We start from the raw sequence: 7,862 nt of genomic DNA, 5'->3' as shown, positions 1-7,862 counted from the left end.
CCTCGCCCGGGTCTTCGACCGCTTCTACCGCGCCGCCGACGCCCGCTCCCTGCCGGGCTCGGGCCTCGGCCTGTCGATCGTCCGCGAGGTGGCCCTGGCGCACGGGGGAGCGCCGTTCGCGTACCGGCGGGACGGGGGTGGGACGGTCATCGGGTTCACGGTGGGCGGGGGAGCATGACCGGTGCTACTCCGCGATGCCGCTGAAGCCCACCACCTCGTGCACCGTCGCCCGCACCAGGTACTCCCCGGGCACCGAGTTGCGCGCCCCGTACCGCTCGGCGAGGTCCTCGCCCATGTAGCGGGCGCCGATGCGGGTGGCCCAGTGGCGCAGCTCCCCGGGGTCCTGGGTGAGCCGCGCCGTGCAGTCGAGCATCACATACGCGTACGGCGGTTCCTGGTCGTCCACGCACAGGGCGAAACGCGGGGAGCGCAGCAGCGCCCTGGCCTTGAGAGACGCGTGCCAGGTGGTGAACAGGACCTGGGTCCGGCCGTCCGGGGTGTCGTCCAGGAGGAACCACACCGGGGTGACGTGGGGCCGTCCGTCCGTGCGATGGGTCGCCAGCTTCCCCGTACGGGTGCCGGTGAGGACGAACGACCTCCACTGCCCTTCGGACATCGGCCTCACGCCGCGACCGTCTCCGCCGCCGGCATCGGCACCGCCGACACCCGGAACCCGGTGGCCGTCTCCTTCAGCGCGGACTCCACCTCCCCGCTCGCACGACCGCGGAAGCGGAACCGGCCGCCGACGTGCTCGTAGTAGGCGTCCGCGAGCGGCAGCACCTCGCCCACGTCGAGCAGGGCCTCGGCGTAGGGGCCGGGGGCGCGGCCGGTCATCGGCGTCACCTCGGTGATGCGGCAGGGGCGCGCGGCCGGGGCCGGGATCAGGAGGTAGCCGCCGAACTCGCGGTCGGGCTTCGGTGCGCCGGGCGGCAGGGTGCGGCCCAGCTGGAAGCGGAAGGCCGCGTGCATCAGGTCGTAGGCGTGCACCTCGCGCCACACGAAGGCGATCTCGGCTCCGCCGACCCGCGCCCCGACCTCCAGGAAACTGACGTGCGGCCGGCCGGAGACGGTGTCGACGAACACCTCCAGGTGGAAGACGGTCGCCTGCCCGGTGAGTGCCTTCAGGGCCTCGGCGGCGTAGGCGCCGATGGCCGCGAGGACCGTCTCGTCGTCCTCCTCGACCGAGCCGAGGAAGCTGCCCGTGCGGAAGCCCAGGCAGGTGTTGACGTACCGGGAGGCGGTCCAGTGCAGCAGTTCGGAGCCGGTGAAGACGCCGTCGACGTGGTAGATCCGGCCCGCCTGGAAGCGCTGCACGAGCAGCGGTTCGCCGGTGAAGTCCAGCCGGGGCACGTCCTCGGGGCCGTCGAGCCGTACGACGCCCTCGCTGCAGCTGCCCCGGGTGGGCTTCACCACGAGCGGCCAGCCGTGCGCCCGGCCGAAGTCCACGACGGTCCGGGCGTCGGGCGCGAGGGCGAAGTCCGGTACGTCGAGACCGGCTTCGGCGACCGCGGTGGCCATCAGGAACTTGTCGCGGAACGGTTCCAGGAACGCCGTGCGCGGGCCCGGGCAGCCCCACTCCTCGCGCAGGGCCGCCGCGACCAGGAGGTCGTCCTCCTTGAGCGAGACGATGCCCCGCGGCGGTCCGTACCGGGCGGCGAGCAGCCGGGTCGCCGCGCGTACGGCGTCCAGGTCGTCGGTGCGCTCGACCAGGACGACGTCGGCGGCGGTCTCCGGTACGGAGGGCAGGCCCACCTCGGTGGTGATGTACGAGACGTGGTGGGTGCCGTGGTCCACGTACGCGGCGTAGCGGGCGTAGCTCTCGCGCCAGCGGTTGATGACGACGAGGTGCGGCTTCGGGGCGCGGGTCATGCTCACTCCTCCCCGGCCAGCTCGTACATGCCCTCGCCGTCGAGGTAGTGGATGGTGCCGATGTCGCGCATCACGACCTCCTCCATCTCGTGGAAGAGCCTGACGAAGCCGACGTAGGTGAAGTCGCAGGTGGTGGGCACGATCTCGCCGCCGACGGGGACGAACTGCGAGAAGTCGTAGAAGCTCTCCAGCTTCTTGATGTCCTCGATGTGGCGCAGTCCGGCCAGCCGGCCGGCGGTCGGGGAGACCAGGCCGACGGAGGCGAAGTGCTGCTTGATCGTGTAGTCCTGGGCGTGCCGGGCCTGGAAGCGCTCGGGCCGGACGTAGGCGTCGACGGCCCAGTCGAAGGGGGACTCGCCGGTGGCGTGACGGACGTAGTACGGCAGGTCGCCGCCGCAGATCCGGGCGCCCGTCTCGATCAGCACCGGCCCCTCGGGGGTGAGCTTCAGCTCGGTGTGGGCCGGGCCGTGCCGCACGCCGAGGGCGTCCAGGACGCTCAGCGCGTAGGGGACCAGCCGGTCCTGGACGTCGCCGCGACGGGGCAGCAGGTAGACGGAGTTGGAGATGTCGTGCACGCCGTTCACCGAGATGCGGCTGGTGGCGATGATGTCGGTGACGTGGTGGCGGCCGTCCCGGCTGACGGTGTTGACCATGTACTCGCCGCCGTAGAGGTACTCCTGGGCGACGACGCCCTCGTTGCGCTGCGAGAACAGGTTGTCGGCGCCGGTGAGTTCGCGGAACGCGGCGGCGCTGTCCTGCGGGGTGTCGCAGAAACGGATGCCGTCGTTTCCGGCGCTGGACAGGGGCTTCACGACGACGCGGCCGCCGTGCTCCTCGTGCCAGGCCTCCAGTTCACCGGCGCTGGTGGCCAGCAGCTGACGGGCGCCACGCAGCCCGGCCGCCTTGATCGTCTCGATCATCGTGAACTTGTCGCGGCGGGCCTTGCTGAGGGCGGTGCCGTTGGTGGGCAGGCCCAGCGCCTCGCTGAGCCGGTCGGCGAACTCGACGCCGAACTCGTGCCCGGCCATGACGGCGACCGGCTCGTAGGCGCTCACCCGGCGCAGGGTGTCCTCGAAGTCCCCGTGGTGGACGATGTTGTCCGCGTAGAGGGAAAGGTCGAGCGAGGAGGCGAAGGCCGCCGGCTGTTCGGGGGTGCTCTGCACGCGCACGCACGCGTAGCCGGCGTCGCGGAACTCCGGCGGGTAGAACCGCGCCGTGCCGAAGGCGTCGACGAGGACGACGTGACCCTTGGTGCTCATCCACTGCTCCTTGATGCGTCAGGGGGTTGTGAGGTGGGGCGGGCGCCCGTGCGGCGGCTCAGGCCTTCGCTTCGGCCAGGGCGGCGCGGTCCGGCTCCGGTGCGGCGCTCCCGGCGGGACGGCGGCCCAGCCAGAGGTGTCCGGTGAGGGCGAGGGCGGACAGGGCGGCACCGGCCAGGCCGATGACCACGAAGGCCCAGCGGGGGCCGGCCGAGTCCTGGACGGCGCCGGACAGGGCGGGTCCGACGCTGTTGCCGACGGTGAGGGCGGCGCTGTAGCAGCCCATGACGACACCGCGGGAGCCTTCCGGGGCGAGTGCGCTGGCCGCGCTGCCGGTGGAGGCGAACGCGGGCGAGCACAGGGCCGCCGGGAGCACCATGGCGAGGCAGAGCAGCCGCCAGTCGCCGGTCGCGAAGCCGCCGACGACGGTGGTGAGGCCGACCAGGCCTGCGATGACGGCGAAGCCGGGCGGGCGCTTGACGGTGCCGTAGACGAGGGCGCCGATCAGCGAGCAGAAGCCGCAGACGGTCAGGACCAGGCCGGAGAACTCCATCTGGCCCGCGTGGCGCAGTCCGCCGACGATGGCCGTCTCGTACCCGGCGGTGGCCAGGGTGGTGGCGGTGGTCGCCATGAGGACGGGCACCAGGGCGGGCGTGAACCACTGCCGGAACGTCGGCTTCGGCGGCTGGGCGCCGGTGGCGGTCGGGGATGTGGTCGCCTTCACCGCCGGGTCGAGCAGGGCGAGTCCGAGCCCCGCGAGGCTGATGACGACGCCGAGCCCGCGCATGGACGCGGTGCTGGAGACGGCGGTGGCGACGGTGACTCCGAGGGCGGGGCCCACCATGTACGAGATGTTGGAGGTCATGGCGTCCAGGGCGAAGGCCGCGTTGCGGTCCTCGTCGGGGATCGCAACGGCCAGCCGCAGCCGCACCAGGGCGAAGCCGGGCAGGTTGAGCAGCCCGACCGCGAGCGCGCCGGCGATCAGCCCCTCGTAGGGCAGCAGCGGGCCCAGGCCCCAGAACAGCACCTGGGCGGCGACCGAGGCCAGCAGCACCGGGCGGGCTCCGTGGCGGTCCATCATGCGGCCCTGGAGGGGGCCGCCGATGCCCACGCCGACCGTCCAGGCCGTGATGACCAGTCCGGCGGCGCCGAACCCGCGGTCCAGGCCGAGGACGACCGCGAGATTCAGGACGACGGGGATCGTCACCACGGCGATCTTGGAGAACAGGCCCAGGAGCATCAGCGATCCGATGCCCTGGTGGGCCAGCACCTTGCGATAGGTTTTCATGTTCATGTCACTGAGCCGGTTCCGTCAGGTCGGGCACGGCGGCCCCCACGGCCCGCGCGATCTGCGCCAGGAGCGCCTCGTCGGTGAACCGGTGCCGCCGCCACAACGAGGCGAGCTTCCCGGGCAGTTCGGGCCGGTCCTCGAGTGCGCAGGTGAGGATGATGTTGGGGTGCCGTACGCCGTCGATGGTGAGTGTCTGGGTGCGGACGACGTCCAGCTCGCGGCCGGCGTCGCGGACGAACTCCGGTGTGGGGTCGTGGATCGGGAACTGCAGGCACACCTGCCGGACGGGTGCCACGGCCGGCACCCCGGGCGCGGGCCAGCTGCCGTCCAGGATCGACAGCAGACAGTCGTAGGTGTTGAAGCCGGAGGCGGCGATGCAGGGGGTGGTGGTGCCGGTGACCCGGGGATTGATCTCCAGGATCTTGTAGCGCCCGTCCTGGTAGATCATGTCGATCCCGATGGCGCCCTCCAGGTCCAGCGCGCGGCACAGCGCCTGGAGCCTCTCGGCGACGGGGGCGAACGCCTCGTCGTGCGCCGGGCGCGGGGCGGCGAAGCGCAGCCGGCCGAAGTTGAAGACCGGTCCGGCCTCGGCCGGGCCCTGCCACACCCGGGGCTGCACGACGTAGGTGCCGCGGGCGCCCACGACTTCCACCGAGCAGATCTCCCCGGAGACGCACTGCTCCAGAATGAAATTGCCGTCGTGCGGCCGGGCCAGGTGGTCCTGCAGTTCGCTCTCGTCGGATATCGCCACCATGCCGACGCCCATGCAGTCCCACAACGGCTTGCTGATCAACGGATATCCGAGGTCGGACGCCTGCATCAGAATGGAGTCGACATAGGCGGGGATCCGCAGTCCGCGGCCGGCCAGCACATCGCTGTCGACGAGGATGCCGCCGGGTAGGTCGAACCCGTGGTCCCGCAGCAGGCCCTTCGTCTCCCACTTGTTGGAGCCGACGTGCACGGCCGCCAGGCTGTGGCCGACCATGGGGATGCCGACGGGCTCCAGGATCCGCTTCACCACCGCGTCACGCAGGGCGTTCTCGTCCGCGATGGACAGGGACACCACGCCGTCGGCGGACCAGTCGATCACCTTCTTGGCGAGCTCCGCCGGCGAGATGTCACCGGGCAGCTTCTCGGCCGCACCCGGAAAGTCGTCCGGTCCGCAATCGCCGTCCGTGTAAAAGAGCTTGGCTTCTATTCCCTCCCGTTCGAACCTCGGCTCAAGACGTGTGAGATAAGGCTTGGTCTGCTGAATCTCGATGGATCGCAGAAAAGCGATTCGGCGCATTCTTCACCCTTTCGGGGGGCCATGGCCGCACAGCCATGCCGATTCGTGCAGCGCGATACGAGGATTCTGGCAGCGTTCCCGCGCCGAGCAGAGAGATAATCGGTGGCCCAAGGTGGCCTGACCGGAAGAGGAAGCCGACGATGGAGCGTTCGGGAACACAGCAGCGGGAACCGGAACCGGCGCTCCGGCAGGGTTCGCTGCTGCTCTACGAGTGGACCCTGCGCCACGGCACGCTCCGCGACCCTGCCGAGGCCTCCCGGGAACTGGGGCTCTCCGAAGGGGAGTTGAGCATAGCCGTCGACGACCTGGCGCGGCTCGGTCTGTTCCAGCGGCTCGGGGACGACGAGGTGTGGACGCCGGTGGATCCCACCGTCGCGGAGGTGACCGCGCGGGCTCCTCTGGAACGCGAGATACGCGAACGGCAGCGGGAGTTGAGCCGGCTGCACACCCGGCTCCGGCCGCTCGCCGCGCTGTTCGCCGAGCACTCCCGCAGCGGGCGCAGGACCGACCGGCTCCGGCAGGTGGACAGCGCCGCCGAGGTGCGCCGGGAGCTGTCGGCGATGACCCGGCTGTGCATGGAGGAGATGGTCAGCATCCAGCCCGGCGGCGGACGCAGCCCGAACACGCTGCACGGGATCGTCGCCGAGAGCGTCGGGATGCTGGAGCGAGGCGTTCGGGTGCGCACCCTCTACCAGCACACCGCGCGGGCCAGCCTCACGACCCAGACCTATGTGCGTGCCGTGTCGGCGGCGGGCGCGCAGATCCGCACCACCGCCGAGGTGTTCGACCGGGTCATCATCTTCGACCGGGAGACCGCGTTCGTTCCGCAGCCCCGCGTCGAGGGACGCCCGCCGGGCGCCTCGATCGTCACCGACCCCACCGTCGTGGGGTTCCTGTACCGGATGTTCGAGACGCTGTGGCGGTCCGGCCGGCCCTTCGACCTCGACGAGGTGAACGGCGGACGGCTCACCGAGCAGGTCGAGACCGCCCAGGACCGGCTGGCCTCCGACGATCTGAAACTGGCCATCCTGCGGCTGATGGCGGCCGGTCTCAAGGACGACGTGATCGCCCGCCGCCTCGGCATGGCCCCCCGCACCCTGCGCCGTCACCTGCGGGACATCACCGACGAGCTGGACGCGGAGAGCAGGTTCCAGGCCGGATACCGGGCCTGGCGTCTGGGGCTGCCCCTGGAGGACGGGGCCGGGGACGGGGGATCCGAGGAGCGGGCGGCGCACGGGCCGGCCTGACCTGAATTCGCCCCCGGCCGCGCACATATTGCCCGGACATTACGCTACGCGATTGTCTGCACGCGGACAGATGGGAAAGGGTTACACTCTCGCGGGTTTGCGACTACCGACCTCACTCCGGGGGAGTTGGCGATGAGTCCAGCAAAGTCCGTGGTCCCGATACCCAGCACCAAGGCCCGCGCGACCTATGTCGAGTTGCTCCGCAAGGAATGGCACGGGCAGTCGGGCAGCAGTGCCGAACCGGTCCGCCGGGAGGACTGCGGCCTCGACGAGGGCACGCTCGGCGAGCTGTTGGCGATGGGCATGGTCAGTCAGGATCCGGCCGCACCCGAGCACGTGTCCGCCGTCGACCCCGGCGTGGTCGAGGCCCGGCTCGGAGCCCTGCTGCGGTCCACCGCCCTGACCATGCTGGACGAGGCGCGCAGCCTGACCGACCTGCTGCAGCCCCTGATCGCCGAGTCGCGCAAGGGCCCGCGCCCGCAGGACGGCGAGCCCATCGTCCGTATCGAGGGCAAGGCCGCGATCAGCGCGATCGTCAACGAGTCGGTGCAGCAGGCCACCAAGGAGCTGTTCACCGCGCAGCCCGGCGGCGGGCGTCCCAAGGACACGCTGGAGAAGGTGCGGATGCAGACGGCCGAGCTGCTCGACCGCGGTGTGGAGGTCCGCACGCTGTACCAGCACACGGCCTGGCACGACAGCCCGACCCGGCAGTACGTGGCCGACATGACCGCGCTCGGCGCGCAGGTGCGCACCATGGACGAGCTGTTCGACCGGCTCATCGTCATCGACCGCAGCGTGGCGTTCATCCCGGCCGACAACGAACGCGACCAGGCGGTGATCATCCGGGAGCCGGCCGTCGTACGGTTCCTGGTGGGCGTGTTCGAGCGCAACTGGCTGCGGGCGAAGCC

Annotated in this window: 7 protein-coding genes and 1 pseudogene; 3 read left to right on the top strand and 5 right to left on the bottom strand. The window is 71.2% G+C overall.

All coding sequences use genetic code 11. From position 1 onward, the window contains the following. Nucleotides 1–178 (top strand): ATP-binding protein (locus ABZ281_RS28305; protein ID WP_356659931.1); only part of this gene is annotated, 178 nt, incomplete at its 5' end. A gap of 6 nt (nucleotides 179–184) precedes the next feature. Here the strand turns inward: ABZ281_RS28305 and ABZ281_RS28300 are convergent. From ABZ281_RS28300 to ABZ281_RS28280, 5 genes are read right to left on the bottom strand one after another with little or no spacing between them, the layout of a single operon-like run. Further along, the gene (locus ABZ281_RS28300; RefSeq protein ID WP_356659929.1) at nucleotides 185–616 is read right to left on the bottom strand and encodes a PPOX class F420-dependent oxidoreductase; all 432 of its coding nucleotides are present in this window, start codon (nucleotides 614–616) and stop codon (nucleotides 185–187) included. A 5-nt stretch (nucleotides 617–621) separates the two neighbouring features. Beyond that, the gene (locus tag ABZ281_RS28295) at nucleotides 622–1,869 is read right to left on the bottom strand and encodes a biotin carboxylase (RefSeq protein WP_356659927.1); all 1,248 of its coding nucleotides are present in this window, start codon (nucleotides 1,867–1,869) and stop codon (nucleotides 622–624) included. 2 nt (nucleotides 1,870–1,871) lie between these two features. Beyond that, the gene (locus ABZ281_RS28290; protein WP_356659925.1) at nucleotides 1,872–3,128 is read right to left on the bottom strand and encodes an ATP-grasp domain-containing protein; all 1,257 of its coding nucleotides are present in this window, start codon (nucleotides 3,126–3,128) and stop codon (nucleotides 1,872–1,874) included. A 58-nt stretch (nucleotides 3,129–3,186) separates the two neighbouring features. Continuing rightward, nucleotides 3,187–4,422, bottom strand: coding sequence for an MFS transporter (locus tag ABZ281_RS28285; RefSeq protein ID WP_356659923.1), 1,236 nt, complete (start codon nucleotides 4,420–4,422; stop codon nucleotides 3,187–3,189). A gap of 1 nt (nucleotide 4,423) precedes the next feature. Continuing rightward, nucleotides 4,424–5,707: an ATP-grasp domain-containing protein gene (locus tag ABZ281_RS28280; protein WP_356659921.1), complete on the bottom strand. Its 1,284-nt coding sequence runs from the start codon at nucleotides 5,705–5,707 to the stop codon at nucleotides 4,424–4,426. Between the two features lie 140 nt (nucleotides 5,708–5,847). On the opposite strand from ABZ281_RS28280, the gene ABZ281_RS28275 reads away from it, so the two are divergent. Both ABZ281_RS28275 and ABZ281_RS28270 read left to right on the top strand, forming a co-directional pair. After that, complete coding sequence (locus ABZ281_RS28275; RefSeq protein ID WP_356659919.1) at nucleotides 5,848–6,954, top strand: helix-turn-helix domain-containing protein; 1,107 nt, start codon at nucleotides 5,848–5,850, stop codon at nucleotides 6,952–6,954. A gap of 132 nt (nucleotides 6,955–7,086) precedes the next feature. Then, nucleotides 7,087–7,862 (top strand): annotated as a pseudogene (locus tag ABZ281_RS28270) (hypothetical protein); the annotation flags it as partial.

The organism is Streptomyces sp. NPDC006265 (assembly GCF_040613555.1).
Taxonomy (GTDB): domain Bacteria; phylum Actinomycetota; class Actinomycetes; order Streptomycetales; family Streptomycetaceae; genus Streptomyces.
The sequence above is the reverse complement of the archived record's forward strand: the minus strand, read 5'-3'. Positions and strand labels throughout refer to the sequence as shown.

What these genes read in the sequence shown, in the direction of transcription:
- ABZ281_RS28295 (WP_356659927.1), bottom strand. Translation starts at nt 1,869, where the DNA reads ATGACCCGCGCCCCGAAGCCGCACCTCGTCGTCATCAACCGCTGGCGC.
- ABZ281_RS28290 (WP_356659925.1), bottom strand. Translation starts at nt 3,128, where the DNA reads ATGAGCACCAAGGGTCACGTCGTCCTCGTCGACGCCTTCGGCACGGCG.
- ABZ281_RS28275 (WP_356659919.1), top strand. Translation starts at nt 5,848, where the DNA reads ATGGAGCGTTCGGGAACACAGCAGCGGGAACCGGAACCGGCGCTCCGG.
- ABZ281_RS28285 (WP_356659923.1), bottom strand. Translation starts at nt 4,422, where the DNA reads ATGAACATGAAAACCTATCGCAAGGTGCTGGCCCACCAGGGCATCGGA.
- ABZ281_RS28280 (WP_356659921.1), bottom strand. Translation starts at nt 5,707, where the DNA reads ATGCGCCGAATCGCTTTTCTGCGATCCATCGAGATTCAGCAGACCAAG.
- ABZ281_RS28300 (WP_356659929.1), bottom strand. Translation starts at nt 616, where the DNA reads ATGTCCGAAGGGCAGTGGAGGTCGTTCGTCCTCACCGGCACCCGTACG.